This window comes from Paraferrimonas sedimenticola (assembly GCF_002282855.1).
Lineage (GTDB): Bacteria > Pseudomonadota > Gammaproteobacteria > Enterobacterales > Shewanellaceae > Paraferrimonas > Paraferrimonas sedimenticola.
Window position 1 is genome coordinate 80028 of record NZ_NRIR01000011.1, and the last position, 17944, is coordinate 97971.

Below are 17944 nucleotides of genomic sequence, written 5' to 3' on the forward strand. Positions count from 1 at the left end.
ATAAAAAGGAGAGGCGAAATCCTGCAACATTTGAGAGAAAAAACAATAACAACTCAAGCTGAAGAGGTAGCCTAATTAATGGCGCAAGCGATTCAACACGTACTGATTGTCGGCGGTGGTACCGCCGGTTGGCTAACGGCAGCGATATTAGCTTCAGAGCACGCCAGTCACAAAGATAATGGCATCACAGTCACTCTGGTTGAATCTCCAGATGTAGCCACCATTGGGGTCGGAGAAGGTACTTGGCCTACCATGCGCGAGACGCTGCAGCGCATTGGTCTAAATGAACGCGACTTTTTGAGTTTTACCCAGGCGTCTTACAAGCAAGGGTCCAAATTTGTCGGTTGGCGCAACGGCAGCGCTGACGACGCCTACTACCATCCTTTTTCTTTGCCCGAGGGCTACCTAGACACAGACATTCTGCCTTATTGGCAGATGCACTGTGGTTCACAATCCTTGGCGGATGCTTTTAGCGGACAAAGCCGGCTTTGTGATGCCGACAAGGCGCCCAAACAGGCCGCAACTCCAGATTATGCTGGGGTGGCAAATTATGGTTACCACCTAGATGCGGGCAAATTCGCTGAAATGCTCACCCGCCATTGCGTTGAGCGCCTTGGTGTTAAGCACATCAAAGACCACATCCAAGCGGTTGAACCTGCGTCAAATGGTGACATACAGGCGGTGGTGACTCGTAATCATGGGCCGCTTAAGGCGGATTTGTTTGTCGACTGTAGTGGTCTTAACGGCCTGCTGATCGACAAGCACTATGGCATTGAATTCGAGTCGGCCCATCAAGTGCTGTTTAACGACCGAGCCATTGCCATGCAAGTGCCCTACTCTGAGCAGGATCAAGCCATCGCCTCAGCGACCATAGCGACCGCTCAAAGCGCTGGCTGGATCTGGGATATCGGCTTGCAAAGCCGCCGCGGCACGGGTCACGTCTATTCCAGCGCCCATATGGACCCAGACCAAGCTGAGTCCGCCTTGCGTCACTATGTGGCTCAAAGTGTGGGACAACAACAAGCCGAGCAATTGAGCTGCCGCCACATCAGTATTCGCCCAGGCCATCGCAAACAGTTTTGGCATCGCAATTGTGTGGCGGTTGGAATGGCTGCGGGCTTTATCGAACCGCTAGAAGCCTCGGCGCTGGCTTTGGTCGAGCTGTCCGCCAAGATGTTGGCCGAGCAGCTGCCAAGAGATCATCAAACCATGGCGATAACCGCCAAGCGATTCAATCAAAAATTCTTACTGCGCTGGCAGCGAATTATCGAGTTTTTGAAACTGCATTACGCCATCAGTCAGCGCGATGACAGTCAGTACTGGCGCGATAATCGCAATAGTAATAGTTGGCCTGAGCGCCTCGCCGAATTACTTGAGTTGTGGCAACGGCAATCGCCTTCGCGTTTTGACTTTGAGATGGCTGAGGAAATATTCCCATCTGCGAGTTACTTCTACGTGCTGTACGGCATGGGGTTTCAGACTCAGATTGCGAGTAATGCTCGAGTACAGCGCCAGTTGCAACAAGCGGCTAAACACTACCAACAAGCCCAACAAAAAACACAACAAATGCTGGCGGGCCTTCCGGGCAACCGCGAGCTATTACAACAAATTACTGCAGCGTCTATGGCGGCGACTCGCTAAGTTTCCCACGGAGAGAACATGTCTAATCACGCGATTCTGAACAATATTGATCATCTGGATTTAAAAGTGAGCACCGAGCGCCGAGCCGAACTGGGTGATGACTTGATGTGTGTACAAACGTTTCCTTTGGAGTTTAGAAATGTTCAGGCCGAATACCCGATTTTTTTCAGTCACCACCCGCAAACCAACGAATTGCAGCCGCTAGTAATGTTTGGCTTTGAGCACGGTGAGAACTTATATCTGGACAGCAACGGGTGGCGCGCCGACTACATTCCGCTAATGGTGGAAAAAGGACCGTTCATGATTGGCACTCAGACCTTTCCTAACGAGCCTGATCGCAACGAGCCTGTGCTGACCATAGATTTAGACAGTCCTCGAGTAAGCGCGACCGCTGGAGAGTCCTTATTCTTGCCTCATGGCGGCAGTAGCGAATTTACTGAACGCATGGCTTCGGTAATGCAAGCGGTCTACGAAGGGGACGGGCACAGCAAGGGGTTGGTTGCTGCTTTAGAAAAGCATCAATTGTTAGAACCTTTCTTTTTGGATATCGAGCTAGACAATGGGGATCGGCATCGCTTATCAGGCTTTATGACCATAAACGAAGACAAACTGTCGGAGTTGGACGCCGAAGCCCTTGCTGAGCTTAATCAGCAAGGGTATCTCCAGCCAATTTACATGGTTATAGCGTCGCTTTCGAACATTCGTCGCTTAATTGCTTTTAAGAATCAGAGCTTGGCTGAATGAACAGGCTCGGCGAATTGGCCCCAATTCAGGAGCTAGAGGGTTTAAGTCGCTCAGGCCTAACCGATGAACTACTAACTCGGGATACTCCTTGGGTGGCTCGCGGTTTGATGGCCGACTGGCCTATGGTCAAAGCTGGTCAGCAAGGTGCCCGTCATGCGCGCGAATACTTGCTGCAGTTTTACCAGGGTATTACGGTCGGGACCTTTAGCGCCGATGCTAAGTACCAGGGGCGCTATTTCTACAACGAGGCAATGGATAACGTAAATTTCGAGCGCGCACCGGCCAAGCTAGATCAAGTGTTTACGCGCTTGCAACAGTTAGAAGCTGAATCGGACCCGTCGTCTTTGTACGTGGGTTCGACCACCATAGACAATTGTCTGCCCGGGTTTCGACAGCACAATGACGTGGATTTGGGTGAGCGTGATGCACTGGCTACCATTTGGATGGGTAACCGCAGCACAATTGCCGCCCACTATGATTTACCGGACAACCTTGCCTGTGTCGTGGCTGGGCGCCGCCGTTTTACCCTATTTCCACCTGAGCAACTGGAAAACCTCTACGTTGGGCCGTTGGACTTTACTCCAGCGGGTCAGTCCATCAGTTTAGTGGATTTCGACAACCCAGATTTCGAGCGATTTCCCAAGTTTCGCGAGGCGCTGGCGAACGCACAGACGGTCGAGCTTGAGCCGGGCGATGCAGTCTTTATTCCGGCCATGTGGTGGCACCATGTGAAGGCCTCGACTGTTTTTAATGTGCTTATCAACTACTGGTGGCGTCAATCCCCGGCCTTCATGAGCGCCCCGCACAACGCGTTACAGCACGCATTGATGGACATTCGCGCATTACCTAAAGCGCAGCGCAAGGCTTGGAAAGCGTTTTTCGACTACTACATTTTTGAGGCCGATGAGTCGACCCACGCCCATATTCCCCATGAGGCGCTGGCCAGTCTGGGCGAGCTAGACGCTCACAAGGCGATGCGTTTGCGCGCATTATTACTGAACAAACTTAAACGATGAGATTACAAGCCCCAGAACTGCAATTGAGGAGTAGACATGCAACAAGGGATTAAAAAATTGGTCATCGCCGGTGGTGGTACCGCGGGTTGGATGGCCGCTGCGGCGATTGCCAAGCATTTGGGCAAGGTCGTAGACATCACCTTGGTCGAGTCTGACGAAATTGGCATTGTCGGCGTGGGCGAAGCCACCATTCCGACCATGGTGTTCTTCCACAATTTGTTGGGTATTAAAGAACACGAGTTTGTCAAAGCCTGTCAGGGCACCTACAAGCTGGGCATTAAGTTTGAAAACTGGCGCGATGTGGGCGAGGACTATCTGCACGCCTTTGGGGTTACCGGTAAGGACTGTTGGGCTTGCGGCTTTCAGCACTTTTGGATGCGTGGGCGCAAAATGGGCATTGCTGGCGACTTTGGTGATTACTGTCTCGAGCGCAAAGTGGCTGAGGCCAACAAGTTCGCTCACCTGCCCGACAATGGCCTGAACTACGCGTTTCATATTGACGCCAGCTTGTACGCCAAATTCCTGCGTCAGTTCGCCGAAAAGCACGGCATTACTCGAGTTGAGGGCAAAATTGAATCGGTACAAACCCGCCCAGAAGACGGCAATATCACCAGCCTAACCTTGCAATCCGGTGAGGTACTCGATGGCGATTTCTTTATCGACTGTACCGGTTTTAGAGGCCTGTTGATCGAACAAACCTTACATACCGGCTACGAAGACTGGTCCCATTGGCTCCCTTGCGATAGTGCGCTGGCGGTTCAAACCAAATCCGTCAGCGAGCCTTTGCCTTACACGCGGTCTATTGCTCGCGAGTCGGGCTGGCAGTGGCGAATTCCGCTGCAACATCGCGTTGGTAATGGCTTGGTTTACTGTTCTAAGTACATGAGCGATGAGCAGGCCAAAGCTCAGTTACTCGACAATATTGAAGGCGAGACCTTAACCGAGCCGAGACAGATCAAATTCCGCACCGGTCGACGTCGCAAGCAGTGGAACAAAAACTGCTTAGCGGTGGGCTTGGCTTCGGGTTTCTTGGAGCCACTGGAATCCACCAGTATCCATCTGATTCAGCAAAATATTGTGCGCTTTTTACGGATGTTTCCGGCCCAGGGCGTTTCTCAAACCGACATCAACGAATTTAACAAGCAAGCGGCGTTTGATATGGAGACCATACGCGACTTCATTATTTTGCACTACAAGGTGACCAATCGCCGCGACTCCGATTTTTGGCGTTACTGCTCGGGCATGGAGGTGCCTGCTTCGTTGGCGCATAGAATTCAGTTGTTTAAAGATACTGGGCGTGTGTTCCGCGAAGGCAACGAATTGTTCGATGATTCTTGGCAGCAAGTGATGATAGGACAAGGATTGATACCGAACAGTTATCATCCGCTGGTGGACACCATGAGCGAAGCGGAAATTACTAATTTCTTAGCCCACGTTAAGTCCAATGTGGACAAGGTAGTGGCTCAGCTACCCGGTCACCAAGACTACATCAACAAGATGGTGGCAGTGAGCGAGTAAGCGCCAATTAGAAACAAAAAAGGCAGCCATTAGGCTGCCTTTTCTAATGGATAACTCTTACTGGTCGCAAGTGTTAGCTTGAGCGTCAACACCAAGCTCAATGTGGCTAAATGCTAAGGTCAGCTTGCCATCGGTCTTGAGTGTGAACGGGCTAAACACCTGTCCCAAGTTTGAACCGGCTTTGCCAATGCAACTCAGGCTTACGCTAAGGGTCTGCCACTCGCCGATGCTGGCTTGGTTCAACTGTTCGCTGATGTCGATAAGACCAGGGCACTCCACCCCGTGATCGCAACCAAAGCCCAAGTAGACCGGCGCGGTTGGTGCTTGGTCTAGGCGGTAGTTAACAATCAGTGATGCGCCCTGCTCCCAATAACCGCGAAGGTCTTTGGGGAAGGCCGAGATAAAGGCTATCTTGGCGCTCTCGCTGCCATCAAAGCTCACTAGGCGGGCGTCTTCTTGAACGTTCAAATCAAAGCTGCTGACACTCAGCGCGCCGAAGGTTTGCACGTTGGCAGATTGCTGTTGCTTGCTATCGCCAGAGTGAAGTTCTACTTCGTAGGGGGCTTTAACCGCCCGGTCAAACAGCACCAATTGAGCCACAGTTGCTGTGGTACCGCTGTCGGTGTTTAGGTCATCGCCAAGGGTGTTGTCTTGACCGTAGCGCAGACCAAAGCCATAAGGCAGTAGCGGTGTTTCGTCGGTATCACCGCGGTTAACCACTTGATCTGGACGGTCTGGCCAAGAGAAGGACAGTTTGCCATGGAAGTCGAAGTTAACTGAACCGTCGGCCTTGGTCAGAATCACGTCGGCTACGCCTTGGCCTTCGGTACCTGGCAACCACACGGCAACAAAGGCATCAGAGGCGTTTAGCTCAGCGTTAACCCACATAGGGCGACCACTGATAAACAAGCTAACCACTGGAATACCCTTGGCTTTTAGTGCCTGCAACATGGCTAAGTCTGACTTATCGCCGCGTTGATACTCTAGGTTGTCCAAATCACCATTACCTTCGGCGTATGGTTGCTCGCCAAAGACAACAATTGCCACATCGGGTTTCTGTTCAAACTCGCCTTGCACGGACAGCTCAGCCTGACCACCGGCGGCAGTAACCGCAGCATTGATACCGTCCCAAATTGAGCTAGCGCCAGGGAAGTCGCTATTTTCATTACCGGTACCTTGCCAGGTAATACTCCAACCACCGGACTGCTGACCTATGTTGTCGGCACCCGTACCCGCCACCAACACTTTCTGACCTGGGTTAAGCGGCAGAATGTTGTTTTTATTTTTAAGCAGCACTAACGACTGACGTACCGCATCGCGGGCGATGTCTCTGTGCTCTTTGGCACCAATTAAACTGGTATCGCCAGACAATGGACGGTTGGCGGGACTTGGCTTATCGAATAGGCCTGCGCGCACTTTGACTCGCAAAATACGAGTGACCGCATCGTCGATGCGAGTCATAGGGATCACGCCGGACTTGGCTTGCTCGATCAGGTTGTAATACAGCGGCTTCCAAGTTGGAGTTGGCGCCATGTACATATCCAAACCGGCGTTGGCGGCTTGTGGGCAATCTTCGTTGGTACATCCAGGGATTTGGCCATGACCGTTCCAGTCACCAACCACAAAGCCATCAAAACCCATGCGCTCTTTTAGCACTTGGGTCAGCATGTAGTGACTGCCGTGAATTTTTTCGCCTTGCCAGCTGTTAAACGACGCCATTACCGATTGCGAGCCGGCGTTTAGGCCGCCCACGTACCCTTGGGCGTGAATGTCGAACAACTCTTGCTCGCTGGCAGTGTTGTTACCTTGGTCGTCGCCGCCCTCAGTACCGCCATCACCGACAAAGTGCTTAACAGTACTGATCACGCGTTGTTCGTTGAGGAAGTCTTTGCCAGGAGTACCTTGCAGCCCGCGAACAATCGCTGATGCATAGCTGGCGAGAATCTCAGGGTCTTCAGAATAGGCTTCGTAGGTACGCCCCCAGCGGTCGTCACGAGTCACGGCTACGGTCGGCGCAAACACCCAATCGATGCCTGTGGCCATCACTTCACGAGCGGTAGCGCCGGCGACTTGCTCAATAAGCGCCGGATTGTGCGCCGCACCCAGACCGATATTGTGAGGGAATAAGGTCGCGCCAATGACATTGTTATGACCGTGAACCGCATCCGTACCCCACATGGTAGGAATGCGGGTACCGTCTAGACTGTCGTCAACCGACGCCTGATACATGGCTTCTGCCAGGTCCACCCAGTCCTTCACTGTGGCGTGCTTGTCGCCATTAGGGAAAGAGCCGCCGCCATTTAGGTAAGAGCCAAAGCCATACTTGCGCATGTCTTCAATGGTAATGTCGCGAATTTCTGGCTGGATCATCTGGGCAATCTTTTGCTCCAGAGTTAGCTCGGCGAGTAAATCCTTAACTTTCTGCTCGACTTGAGGATCGGCTTTTACTTCTGGATTCAGCACTGGCCAAATCTGGGTCGACTCCGCCGTTTGATTGTCAGTCGTTGGTTGGCTGGTAGTTTCTTTCATGGCTTGTCCGCATCCACTGGTTAAGGCCGCTAATAACATTAAGCTGGTGTACTTCAGCTTGGGCCGATACAAATGCGTGGGTCTCATAGGTCCGTGTTGCTCTATTGTTTTGATTTTGTTTAAACCATAGCACTTAATCCGCTTGAGTGTAAGCGCTTTCATGGTAGTATGAGGTTTATATCCCGCTGTGTCTTTTTGCAGTTAAGCCAATGACATTTATTGAGCTTCTGATACAGTAACGCTGCAGTTGATACAGGATGTATGCTAGATGGCCACAATTTACCAAGTTTCGAAGAAAGCAGGCGTCTCTTTAGCCACGGTTTCTCGAGTTGTTAACAACAACCCAAAAGTCAGCGAAAACACGCGTTTAAAGGTGTTAAAAGCCATGCAAGAGCTTGGCTATCGCCCCAATGCGACCGCGCAATCTTTGGCATCCAATCGCTCTAATAGCATAGGTATTGTGGTTTCCGAATTGGAAGGTCCTTTCTTTGGCCCCATGATGTGCGAAATCGAAGCTAACTTCCGCAGTGCCAATAAGCATGTGATCATCGCCCCAGGCAACAGTGATGAGTTGCAAGAAAAAAGCGCCATCGATTTTCTGATTTCTCGCAACTGCGATGCCCTAATTCTTTATGTCGACGCGGTCTCTGACGACTATTTAGCCGAGCTGGCAAAAGGCGATACGCCGATTGTGCTGATTAATCGCCAAGTAAGTTCTATCGCCGACCGCTGTATTAATCTAGACAACGAACAAGGCGGCTATCTGGCCACCAAGGCCTTGCTTGACCTTGGTCATCAGCACATCGCCTATATTGCCGGTCCTCAGTGGAAGGTGGACGCGCGTTCTCGTTTTGACGGCCATTGTCGCGCTTTAAAAGAAGCTGGGATCGAGTTCGACTCCAGTCTGTTCTACGAAGGTGATTATCACGAGTCCAGTGGCAGTGAAGGCATGTTGTATTTACACAAAACCGGCCGCCCATTCAGCGCTGTGGTTTGTGGCAACGATCAAATGGCCTCTGGTGCTATGTCTGCCGCAAGAGACTGTGGCTTGCGCTTACCGGAAGACTTGTCCGTGGTGGGGTTTGACGATGCGTTATTTGCTCGCTACATGCACCCGAAATTGACCACAGTGGTCAACCCGGTTAAAGAGTTTGGGGCGCAAGCGGCTAAGTGGGTGCTTGCTAACGTATACGACAAGTCCAAAGTCGAAACCCAAACCGTTTTCGAGCCGGAATTACGCATCAGGGACTCGGTCCAACCGCGCTAAACTAACAACCGTCGGTCACCACTTCATAGCCTGGCTGGCTTGCGGTCTGGTCGTTGTGGCAATTGCTCGGGTTGGTGGTTCCCCACGACTGGGTATACTTGAAATAACACTGGCTGTCTTTAATGCTGCTCGAGCCTGATTGGTATCCAAAATAGGTTTTATCTACTCCTTCGTATTCAAACCCCAAGGTTTCGTCCGAATAGGTCATTCGACCGGCCACGTCCGTATTGTCTAAGAAGCCACACTTCAACCGAGTTTCAAACACGCCATCGCCATCGAGATCCACGTCGATAAGGTCGGGGCGATTGTTGACCGACTGAGTGGAGTAGCTGGCGAGCTTGGATTTCATGTAGACCTGATCGTTAGCGGCTTTGGCCGCTACTGCCAGCTGATTGATCACCTCAGAACGGGCTTCGTGGCGTAAGCTAATGAACTTTGGAATCGCTAGCACGGCGATTATTGCCAAAATTATCAGCGTGATAACTAGCTCAATGAGAGTAAATCCTGTCGTGCGGCGCATAGCTTCCCTACTACCTCAGATTGGGTTACACCAATGTTACTGGGGGAATGCGTTTGGTCAAGAAAAAAGGCGCCGAAGCGCCTTTTTGAAGTTAACGTTTTACGCTAAGCATGTACTTGGCCACTGCCAGACGCGTCTCTTCGTCTAGATAGTTTTGCGGTGGCATTTCTGGATAGTCAGGACGCTTTTTCACTGGGTTGGCAATGTACTCGGCCAATCCTTGCGGGTTGTCCATGTACAGGGCTTGGATCATCTGAACCGGAGGACCAATCATGCGACCTGTGTAGGTGTGACAACCTGCACACACGCCTAGATAAGCGATTTGGCCACGGTCTTCCGCTAGGATCTCACGAGGTGGCACAGGCTCGTCCAGCAAGTAAGTGGTGACCGAGTGAGTGTTACTAAAGTCACACTCGGCAAAGTCATCCACACCCACTGTGATGTAGCGATGACGATTAATGATGCACGAATCTCTCGAGGGGCCTACGCGTACGATATCAGGGTTGCCACTCTTGAACTCTGTCAACATCAGGGCTTTGACTTCATCAATGGTGTCATAGCCGTTGTTGAGCATGGTGTTGTTCAAAATAGCCAACTGGTCTGGGTTAGGTTCAGACTCTGGGTCAATGGTGGTGTTTGGCGCATTGGCGTGGTCGGTGATCAGAATGCCGGCGGTCTTGTTGTCGGAGATGATATTACCTTCAACAATCACTTGGTCCGCCGCCATGATCAGGATACCTGTACCTGCCGGGATACCGGCAACGGTTGAACCTGGGGCGCCAAAGTTGTGGTGGTTGTTACCCACAATAAAGTTATTGCGAATAATCACGTCATAAGTGGTTTTGATTGGCAGACCAGGAGTAATGAAAGCCAAAATACCGCCGGTGTTGTTGTGAACATAGTTATTCTCAACAATGGCGTGACGGCTGTTTTCGATTTCGATACCCGCCACACTGTCAAACACATCGTTGTGGGCAACGTGAATGTTGTCGCTCATGCCAACGTAAATCGCGGCATCTTCGATACCTGAAATCACGTTGTGCTCAACTACACCGTTTTTACCTAGCTGAGGGAAGATACCGTAAACACCGGTGTCGACAATTACGTTATTGCGGATCTCAAAGTTGTTACCCGCTTGCCCCATGATGGCGTTGCCTTTGTACTTAGTGATGCGGAAGTTCTCCACCACTATGTTATTACCCGAATACAAAATGGCATCGTTAAGCTCGCCTTTGCCGTCCATTACCGCGCGCTTACCTTCTTGGATAACACCGATAAGGCGAATGTCGTCCTTATCGATGTAAACCGTTTCAGAATAAGTGCCTGGCATGACTTGAATGGTATCACCTGGGTTGGAAGCTTTTACCGCTTCCATGATGGACATACCGTCTTCCACCACGTGGGTCACACCTTCTACGGTGCGCTTTGCAGCGGCGCTTGAGCTCGATGCCACTTGAGCGTCTTGACTGGCATCGTAACCGCCACTGAAGCTCTTGCCACTGTCGCTACTGGTGATGGTTGGCGCAGCACTTTGTCCCTTGCCGTAATATAGGCCGCCGGCAAATGCTGCGACAATCAATGCCGCAACGACCAGTTTTCCTGCCTTCATTGGTTTTCTCCTTTTATAGCAGCGGTTTGCTGATTATTTATTGGGGTCAGTCCGGAGGGCAGTACAGCAGGCACCGCCGGAGTAAAAGTTTCATCGGTTAACGCGTGCAAGAAGTCGACGATGCGATCGATTTCTTCGTCAGTGAGGTTTGGCTCCCAGATGTGCCAGTGAATCTGCATCTCAACCCCCTCAGGCACCGCGTGACCGCGTCCCAAGGTGTAAAACTCCACCGCTTCCCTTAGGGTGGCAAAGCGACCCGAGTGCATATACGGCGCTGTTTTGGCGATGTTGCGCAGGGTTGGCACCTTAAAGCCGCCCTTGAGCTTGGGCGCGTTAAAGGTGGTTTCTGCGCCCACATCCAGTGGCATGCCTTCTGGCTCTGGAGTGCCGATCACTGCAATCTGGTTGTTGGTAAATAGCGGTGGCATGTGGCACTCGCTGCAACGAGCGACGAATGAGCGATAGACGTTCATGCCAGCAATTTCGTTTTCGTTAAGGGCGTTGTGATTGCCGTGGACGTACTGGTCGTAGCGAGAGTTCAGCGAAATCAGCGAGGTTTGAAAGGCGGTCAACGCGCTGGCGATTTGATCCAGGGTAATGCCATTCGACTCACCAAAAGCTTGCGCAAACCACTGTTTGTACACCGAGTTTTGGTTGAGCGAGGCCAGCAGTCTCTCAGGGGTGTTGTCCATCTCGTTTTCGGCAAACAGTGGGCCGACAGCCTGTTCTTCAAGGGACTGCGCACGCGCATCCCAGAAGAATCGAGTGACAAAAGCACTATTCCAAAGAGTGGGAGATGAACGGGTGGTTTGCAGATTGTTGGCACCGTCGCTCAGAGCTTTGCCGTCGCTAAAGCCTTTTTCGGGTAAATGGCAGCTGGCACAGGACAGCTGCTGATCACCGGATAGCAAGGGATCGAAAAACAAATGGCGACCTAAGTCGATTTGCTGTGGGGTGAAGCCATCGCGATGGGGCGGCAACTCGGTTTGCGTTCCTCCCAAGCCTTTGCCTTGGGTCGAGGTGTAAAACTGATACAGAGTTTTAAGCTCACAGCGATTGTCTTCGGTGAGCAGAAAGCTCGGCGGACAAGTGTCTCTTAATTGCCACTCTTGCGCGCTTAATTGAAAGCTGGCCAACAGCGCAAATAGCCAAATCCAACGCATAAGTTACTCCTGAACACCTTGAGACTGAATAAAGGCCACTACATCGGCAATGGTCTGCTCGTCGGGCAGCGCACTCGACATGAACTGCATTTGACGGCCGTATTTGTCATCGGCGTGGAAACCGCGCTTCTTGTCGGCAAATTGCTGGTACTGACGAGTTAAGTAGGCAGGGCTTAAGATCGCCAAATTGGGTGCGTGCAGCATAGGGTTGCCCTCGGCCTTGGGACCGTGGCAAGCGCCACAGGAGCCTTGGTAGTACTTGTAGCCGCGGTTGGCGTCGCCACTGGCAGCCTTGGTGGTCGGCTGCGGTGGCAACTGGCTCAGGTAATTGGCGAGGTTTTGCATTTGCGCCTCGGTCAACATGGCCGCCATGGGCTGCATGGTGGCCGCAATCGCATCGTCGGCACTATTGCGCGTATTGGTTTTGAAGCCCTGAAGTTGGCGCACTAGGTAGTCGGCGTTCTGCCCGGCCAGTTGCGGAGCGTTCATCGCTTCTATGCCTTGAGCTTGCGCGCCGTGACAAGCCACGCAAGTGGCAAATTCCGAAGGCGCTTGTGCAAACGCGGTACTCGACAACAGTGCTAACAACAAACCAATACGACCCATGACAACTCCTGTAATAGTTCTTTTTTCAAAGCAATGGCTTTGGGGTTAGGAGTTATTGTTAAGAGAGGGTTGCGGCTTGTCTTATCAATTTTGAAATCCGTCAGAAAAAACTGTGATTTTGATCAAGTTCAACTGACGAATTTCACTATTTGAGGCTGACGGATTTTGAAATGCATATATTAATCAGTGGCTTGCATTTTTATGTTGGCTTGACGATAGGCCGTGGGCGTTAGTTCAAACGCGCTCTTAAAGGCCTTATTAAACGAGCTCAATGAACGAAATCCCGTATCGTGCGCGATGGTCAGCACAGGTACTTTTAGCCGATTCGGGTCACGCAGTTGTTCAGCTGCGTCTCGTACTCGAAAGCCGTTGAGGAAGTCGTTGAAGTTCTTATATCCCATCGCCTGATTAATGTGTTGGCGCAATCGATACTCCGGCACTTCGAGTCGAGATGCTAAGGTGCCAATGGTCAGCCCCATTTCGCGGTAGATATGCTCTTGTTCAAGCAATTGCATCAAAGCAGGGGTAAGTCCGGACTCTTGCTGAGGCTCATTGAGCGAGTCGGTATCTTGGCTCGGTGCGTTTGCCACTGGAGATGCCGGTGTACCAAATAGACCCGAGTCCAAATTAAACAGTAAGCCGTTGGTAATTAGCAGCACCACTCCAATTAGCAGGTATTGGCCTTGGCTGAGCCAGTGGTCGCTGGTAAGCCAAGTTTCGCGAGACAGAATTAGCCCGAAAATTATCACGCCAATGAAGCCGCAAAACCAGGCGCGCAAACGACGACGCGACTGCATAAGGTCGATTTTCCAGTGCTTTATCACCCGCCACAGCGCCATCGCAATCAAGCCGAACTCCAGCAGCTGAGGAGCGAGGTAAAACAGCACTAACGCCAACCAGTCTTGCTTGGCGGGGTATAAATGCCCGGCGATTGGCAAAACTACGGTTAAGCCGATAAGCGCTAAGTGCCAAAGTTTGATGCGAAAGTGATCGTCAAACAGACTCGCACAAAATAGCCAAAACAATCCGGGAACCAGGGTCTGCAATGGGCCTAGCCAAATTCGCGCGCTGTCGTCGGCCAGTGGAAACAACAAATAGCCAGATACTGCCAGTAACAAAGCACCAAACAGGGCTCTGGGCATAGTGCCGTGAGGCGTAGGCTTGAGCAGAACCAGCGCAGTGATGATGACTTGCGATAGAGAAAAGCTAACGGCGATGGTAAGCGTGCTATTCATTTCAATTTATTGTTGTTGTTTTAATAACTAGTGTATCGGTTTCAGTACCTTAGGTCAGCAGCTGTAACTCTGCTAATTGCCGATAAGCGTCGCTTTGCTCGAGCAGTTGCTCATGAGTACCACTGGCTTGAATACGCCCGGCTTCCATATAAAGAATGCGATCGGCGTTGCGCACAGTAGCCAAGCGGTGGGCAATAATAATACTGGTTCGTCCTTGCATTAGATTCTCCAGCGCTTGCTGTACCTTTTGCTCACTGAGAGCATCTAAAGCACTGGTTGCCTCATCAAGCAGCAAAAACGGGCGTTGGCTTAAAATCGCACGCGCGATGGCAATGCGCTGCTTCTGACCACCAGACAAACGCGCGCCGCGCTCGCCAAGTTGGGTGTGATAGCCCTCGCCCAGTCCCTGAATAAACTCATCGGCGTTGGCCGCTACACAGGCCGCTATGACTTCTTCTTCGCTAGCCTGTGGTCGTCCGTAGCGCACGTTTTCAAATACGCTATTGGCGAATATCACCGACTCTTGTGGCACTATCGCAAATTGACGCCGAATTGATTCGTTGGACATGGTTTTAATGTCTTGCCCGCCAAGTAGCACCCGGCCTTGTTGTGGCAGATAAAAGTGCAACAACAACTGGAATAAGGTGCTCTTTCCCGCGCCGCTTTGGCCCACCAAGGCCACGCGCTCGCCTGGCTGTATGGTAAGACTCAAGTTATCGATAACCGCTTTATCGGGCTCACTTGGGTAACTAAAGCTCACTTGTTCCAGCTGAATGTCCGCTCTGTCATCTAGCTTGAGTTGCTCCTGACCATCGTGGTCGGCGATGACGTCGTGGGCTTGTTGCAATTCCATCAAACGCTCAGAGGCACCGGCTGCACGTAGCACTTCGCCAAGTACTTCACTTATAGTGGCTACCGCGCTGGCCACCATCACGGCGTAAAAGATAAACGCGGTGAGCTCACCGGCGCTGATGCTGCCGTCGAATACTTGCACCGCACCGTACCAGGTGATTGACGTGATAGCCCCCAGGCTTAACAGCATTACCACCGCGATCAGCAAACTGCGATACCAGATTCTCTGTTGGGCGGCCTTCATCACTGCGCGAGTGTGATCGCCAAATTGGCGCTGGTCGATAGACTCGTGAGTGTAAGACTGTACCGTGTGTATCTCGTGAAGCGTTTCGTCGAGATAGGCGCCCAGATCCGCAACTTTGTCCTGACTGGCCTTGGCGAGCGACTTTACTTTCTTGCCAAAGACACTGATGGGGATCAGCACCAAAGGCACTGTGATGAGTACTAAGCCTGCAAGTGATGGGCTGGTTACCAGCATCATGGTAATGCCGCCAATAGCCGTTATCGCCGAGCGCAAGGTCATGGATAAGCTCATGCCTACCACGGTTTGCAGTAAGGTGGCATCGGCGGTAAAGCGCGACAAAATCTCACCGGTGCGTTGCTGCTGAAAATACTCGGGACTGAGCTGCAGTAAACGGTCGAACACACTGACTCTTATATCTGCACTGACTCGCTCGCCCAGCCAGGTCATCAAATAAAAGCGCACGAAGGTGGCGATACAACCGACAAAGACGATGGTCATGATCAGCCCAACTAAAGGGCCTAATTGGGAGGCGTCGCCGCTGCCAAAACCTCTGTCGATAAAAATGCGAATGCCTTGCCCAAGTGCCAACCAGGTGCCTGAAGCAATAAGCAGAGCGATACAGGCTCCAATGACCTTGCCGCGGTATGGTGACAGGTAGCTAAATATCCAGCTCAGTACTGCCTTTGTGTTTCGGGTTTGGCTCATCTACAGGGGCAAATCACAAATAAAACGCAAGTTTTCGCGGCTAAATACATTGTGGCGGGCACGATTACACTCCTGTTGACGAAACTCGTCGAAGCGTTGCTTAGACTGAGTGATCATCTTGTATTCGTTTAACTCGGCACTGGTCAGGCGGTCTGATAAGTCGGGAATCGACAGCGCAAAACTCTGAGTATTCTTTTTGATCTTGATGTCGGTCTTCTCATCGACTTTGGCTTTAAAGGATTCCCACTTGCCGATGATTTGTTGTTTGGGTTCGGCAAAGGTGTCGTGCTCTGTATCCAAGTAGTAAACCAAACCTGCCAGCAAGGCCAATATTATCCAGCCTCTCATTCTTTGCTTTCCTTATGTCTCTACAGAGGGTTTCTGTTACCATACTAGCCCAGTTGTATAACAGTTTGATAGCACCAAGGCACGCAGTAATGAGCGAATCCCGACAGAAGGACTTTGCAAAGGGTGAACGAATCAAGATTCACCAGCCCAATGCCGACAAGGCTGACCGCTTTAATCCACGTAACCGCATCTATGTGCGTGCGGTTCAAGGCGTTTGGACGACACTTCGACGTAAAATGGGGTGGGTGGCGTTAAGCTTTTTTCTGCTATTACCCTGGATACCCTACGGCGACCGCCAAGCGGTGTGGTTTCACATCGCTGAGCAAAAGTTTCATATCTTCGGGCTGACCATCTGGCCGCAAGACCTTACCTTATTAGCCGCGCTATTTATGATTGCCGCGTTTGCCTTGTTCTTCGTGACCACCTATTTAGGTCGTGTTTGGTGTGGCTATACCTGTCCGCAAACCGTTTGGACCTTTATCTTTATGTGGTTTGAGGAAAAGATAGAAGGCTCGCGCAACAAGCGGATTAAACTGGATAAGATGCCTTGGTCCTGGAATAAACTGTGGCGCAAGACCGCTAAGCACAGTGCCTGGGGTGTGATTTCCCTGATAACTTCCCTCACCTTTATCTCGTACTTCGTTCCGACCCAAGAGCTGTATCGTGATTTCTTTACCGGACAAGCTACTGGGCTGGTGTACTTTTGGGGCGTGTTCTTTACCTTGGCCACTTATGGTAATGCGGGTTGGATGCGCGACATTATGTGTACCCACATGTGCCCGTACGCACGCTTCCAGTCGGTGATGTTTGATAAGAACACCTTTATTGTTGGCTATGACGCTAAGCGCGGAGAAACTCGTGGGCCGAGAAGCCGCAAAGCCGACCCTAAAGCTATGGGCTTAGGCGACTGTATCGATTGCGACTTGTGCGTCCAGGTTTGTCCAACTGGCATCGATATTCGCAACGGTCTGCAATACGAATGTATTAATTGTGGCGCTTGCATCGATGCGTGTGACAACACCATGGAGCGCATGGGCTATGCCAAAGGACTAATTAGCTATACCACGGAGAACCACCTCGAAGGGCAGTCGCAAAAAGTCATGCGGCCTAAATTGGTGGGGTATGGCGTGGTGCTTGGCGTGATCATCTTAGGCTTCATCTACAACCTGGCTAACATAGACCCGCTGCGTCTCGACGTGTTGCGTGACCGCAATGCCTTATATAGAGAAACCTCAGAGGGTTTGGTGGAAAACACCTATACCTTAAAAATCCTCAATAAGACCGAAGCGGATAATCGCTACCGCTTAACCGTGACTGGACTTGAGGACTATAAGTGGAGTGGTCCTGAAGAGCTGCTGATCAAGGCGGGCGAAGTCGCTACCCAGCCAATCTCGATTGCGGTAGACCCCTATGATTTGTCTCGTCCTATCGTTTCCATCGAAATTAAGGTGGAATTGGTGGACGACCCTAGTATCAATTACAGCCACGAGTCGCGCTTTTTCAGCCGCGGATAGCGATTTTAAATAGGTAAAGCCAGCCAAGCCCTGCGATTGCAGGGCTTTTTGTTGGTTAATCGCTCGAATCGGTGCCTTTTTAAGCGTTCGCTTAAAAACTTTAAAAAAGGGGTTGCGCCCAAATCTAAGCTCCCTATAATGCGCATCCACTGACACGGCGAGGCGGCATCACAAGGGTGATTGCAGCGGGTTTTGAACCTCCGAGTCAGCGGCCAAAAAGCGGTTTGAAAAAACTTTTCAAAAAGCGCTTGACGGCCAAGGGGAAACGCGTAGAATACGCAGCCCTGACCAAGCAAACGGTCAAATGTTCTTTAACAATTTATCAAGCAATCTGTGTGGGCACTCCGTTGATTGTAGTAAGTATCCAAAACGATATTTATCTCAATGTAACGAAGTGAACATATAGCTTATGTCAATACATAACGTATATTTA

The 17944-nt window shown here is 51.2% G+C and carries 14 protein-coding genes; 6 read left to right on the forward strand and 8 right to left on the reverse strand.

The genetic code is table 11. From position 1 onward, the window contains the following. Nucleotides 1–78: 78 nt before the first annotated feature. From CLC93_RS16355 to CLC93_RS16370, 4 genes are read left to right on the forward strand one after another with little or no spacing between them, the layout of a single operon-like run. Entirely contained in the window at nt 79–1641 is a 1563-nt protein-coding gene (locus CLC93_RS16355) for a tryptophan halogenase family protein (protein WP_095507063.1), read from the forward strand. A gap of 18 nt (nt 1642–1659) precedes the next feature. Next, nucleotides 1660–2385, forward strand: coding sequence for a SapC family protein (locus CLC93_RS16360; protein ID WP_095507064.1), 726 nt, complete (start codon nt 1660–1662; stop codon nt 2383–2385). Further along, nucleotides 2382–3401: a cupin-like domain-containing protein gene (locus CLC93_RS16365; protein WP_095507065.1), complete on the forward strand. Its 1020-nt coding sequence runs from the start codon at nt 2382–2384 to the stop codon at nt 3399–3401. Before CLC93_RS16360 ends, CLC93_RS16365 begins: the two co-directional genes overlap by 4 nt. Before the next feature lie 36 nt (nt 3402–3437). Further along, nucleotides 3438–4919, forward strand: a complete 1482-nt coding sequence (locus CLC93_RS16370) for a tryptophan halogenase family protein (protein WP_095507066.1) — start codon at nt 3438–3440, stop codon at nt 4917–4919. Between the two features lie 57 nt (nt 4920–4976). Here the strand turns inward: CLC93_RS16370 and CLC93_RS16375 are convergent, their stop codons facing one another. After that, entirely contained in the window at nt 4977–7535 is a 2559-nt protein-coding gene (locus tag CLC93_RS16375) for a glycoside hydrolase family 3 protein (RefSeq protein WP_211286893.1), read from the reverse strand. A gap of 181 nt (nt 7536–7716) precedes the next feature. Here CLC93_RS16375 and CLC93_RS16380 point away from each other — a divergent pair, with 181 nt between their 5' ends. Next, nucleotides 7717–8715, forward strand: coding sequence for a LacI family DNA-binding transcriptional regulator (locus tag CLC93_RS16380; protein ID WP_095507067.1), 999 nt, complete (start codon nt 7717–7719; stop codon nt 8713–8715). A 1-nt stretch (nt 8716) separates the two neighbouring features. Here CLC93_RS16380 and CLC93_RS16385 read toward each other — a convergent pair whose 3' ends face one another. The 7 genes from CLC93_RS16385 to CLC93_RS16415 form a co-directional block, all read right to left on the reverse strand. Then, entirely contained in the window at nt 8717–9235 is a 519-nt protein-coding gene (locus CLC93_RS16385) for a prepilin-type N-terminal cleavage/methylation domain-containing protein (RefSeq protein WP_095507068.1), read from the reverse strand. 91 nt (nt 9236–9326) lie between these two features. Further along, nucleotides 9327–10844 (reverse strand): parallel beta-helix domain-containing protein, encoded by a 1518-nt coding sequence (locus CLC93_RS16390; RefSeq protein WP_095507069.1) that lies wholly within the window; start codon nt 10842–10844, stop codon nt 9327–9329. Further along, nucleotides 10841–12007: a cytochrome-c peroxidase gene (locus CLC93_RS16395; RefSeq protein WP_095507070.1), complete on the reverse strand. Its 1167-nt coding sequence runs from the start codon at nt 12005–12007 to the stop codon at nt 10841–10843. Before CLC93_RS16395 ends, CLC93_RS16390 begins: the two co-directional genes overlap by 4 nt. Nucleotides 12008–12010: 3 nt before the next feature. Beyond that, nucleotides 12011–12613 carry a c-type cytochrome gene (locus CLC93_RS16400; RefSeq protein WP_095507071.1) on the reverse strand — a complete coding sequence of 201 codons (603 nt, stop codon included), beginning with the start codon at nt 12611–12613 and terminating at the stop codon, nt 12011–12013. A 179-nt stretch (nt 12614–12792) separates the two neighbouring features. Then, a complete protein-coding gene (locus CLC93_RS16405; RefSeq protein ID WP_095507072.1) occupies nt 12793–13848 on the reverse strand; it encodes a helix-turn-helix domain-containing protein in 1056 nt (351 codons plus the stop codon). A 49-nt stretch (nt 13849–13897) separates the two neighbouring features. Further along, nucleotides 13898–15649, reverse strand: coding sequence for an ABC transporter transmembrane domain-containing protein (locus CLC93_RS16410; RefSeq protein WP_095507073.1), 1752 nt, complete (start codon nt 15647–15649; stop codon nt 13898–13900). Next, nucleotides 15650–15997 carry a hypothetical protein gene (locus tag CLC93_RS16415; protein ID WP_095507074.1) on the reverse strand — a complete coding sequence of 116 codons (348 nt, stop codon included), beginning with the start codon at nt 15995–15997 and terminating at the stop codon, nt 15650–15652. An 89-nt stretch (nt 15998–16086) separates the two neighbouring features. On the opposite strand from CLC93_RS16415, the gene ccoG reads away from it, so the two are divergent. After that, entirely contained in the window at nt 16087–17511 is a 1425-nt protein-coding gene (ccoG, locus tag CLC93_RS16420; RefSeq protein ID WP_245837183.1) for a cytochrome c oxidase accessory protein CcoG, read from the forward strand. Nucleotides 17512–17944: the final 433 nt, after the last annotated feature.

Coding starts and splice junctions, on each gene's coding strand:
- CLC93_RS16355 (WP_095507063.1), top strand. CDS start 79: ATGGCGCAAGCGATTCAACACGTACTGATTGTCGGCGGTGGTACCGCC.
- CLC93_RS16360 (WP_095507064.1), top strand. CDS start 1,660: ATGTCTAATCACGCGATTCTGAACAATATTGATCATCTGGATTTAAAA.
- CLC93_RS16365 (WP_095507065.1), top strand. CDS start 2,382: ATGAACAGGCTCGGCGAATTGGCCCCAATTCAGGAGCTAGAGGGTTTA.
- CLC93_RS16370 (WP_095507066.1), top strand. CDS start 3,438: ATGCAACAAGGGATTAAAAAATTGGTCATCGCCGGTGGTGGTACCGCG.
- CLC93_RS16375 (WP_211286893.1), bottom strand. CDS start 7,535: ATGAGACCCACGCATTTGTATCGGCCCAAGCTGAAGTACACCAGCTTA.
- CLC93_RS16380 (WP_095507067.1), top strand. CDS start 7,717: ATGGCCACAATTTACCAAGTTTCGAAGAAAGCAGGCGTCTCTTTAGCC.
- CLC93_RS16385 (WP_095507068.1), bottom strand. CDS start 9,235: ATGCGCCGCACGACAGGATTTACTCTCATTGAGCTAGTTATCACGCTG.
- CLC93_RS16390 (WP_095507069.1), bottom strand. CDS start 10,844: ATGAAGGCAGGAAAACTGGTCGTTGCGGCATTGATTGTCGCAGCATTT.
- CLC93_RS16395 (WP_095507070.1), bottom strand. CDS start 12,007: ATGCGTTGGATTTGGCTATTTGCGCTGTTGGCCAGCTTTCAATTAAGC.
- CLC93_RS16400 (WP_095507071.1), bottom strand. CDS start 12,613: ATGGGTCGTATTGGTTTGTTGTTAGCACTGTTGTCGAGTACCGCGTTT.
- CLC93_RS16405 (WP_095507072.1), bottom strand. CDS start 13,848: ATGAATAGCACGCTTACCATCGCCGTTAGCTTTTCTCTATCGCAAGTC.
- CLC93_RS16410 (WP_095507073.1), bottom strand. CDS start 15,649: ATGAGCCAAACCCGAAACACAAAGGCAGTACTGAGCTGGATATTTAGC.
- CLC93_RS16415 (WP_095507074.1), bottom strand. CDS start 15,997: ATGAGAGGCTGGATAATATTGGCCTTGCTGGCAGGTTTGGTTTACTAC.
- ccoG (WP_245837183.1), top strand. CDS start 16,087: ATGAGCGAATCCCGACAGAAGGACTTTGCAAAGGGTGAACGAATCAAG.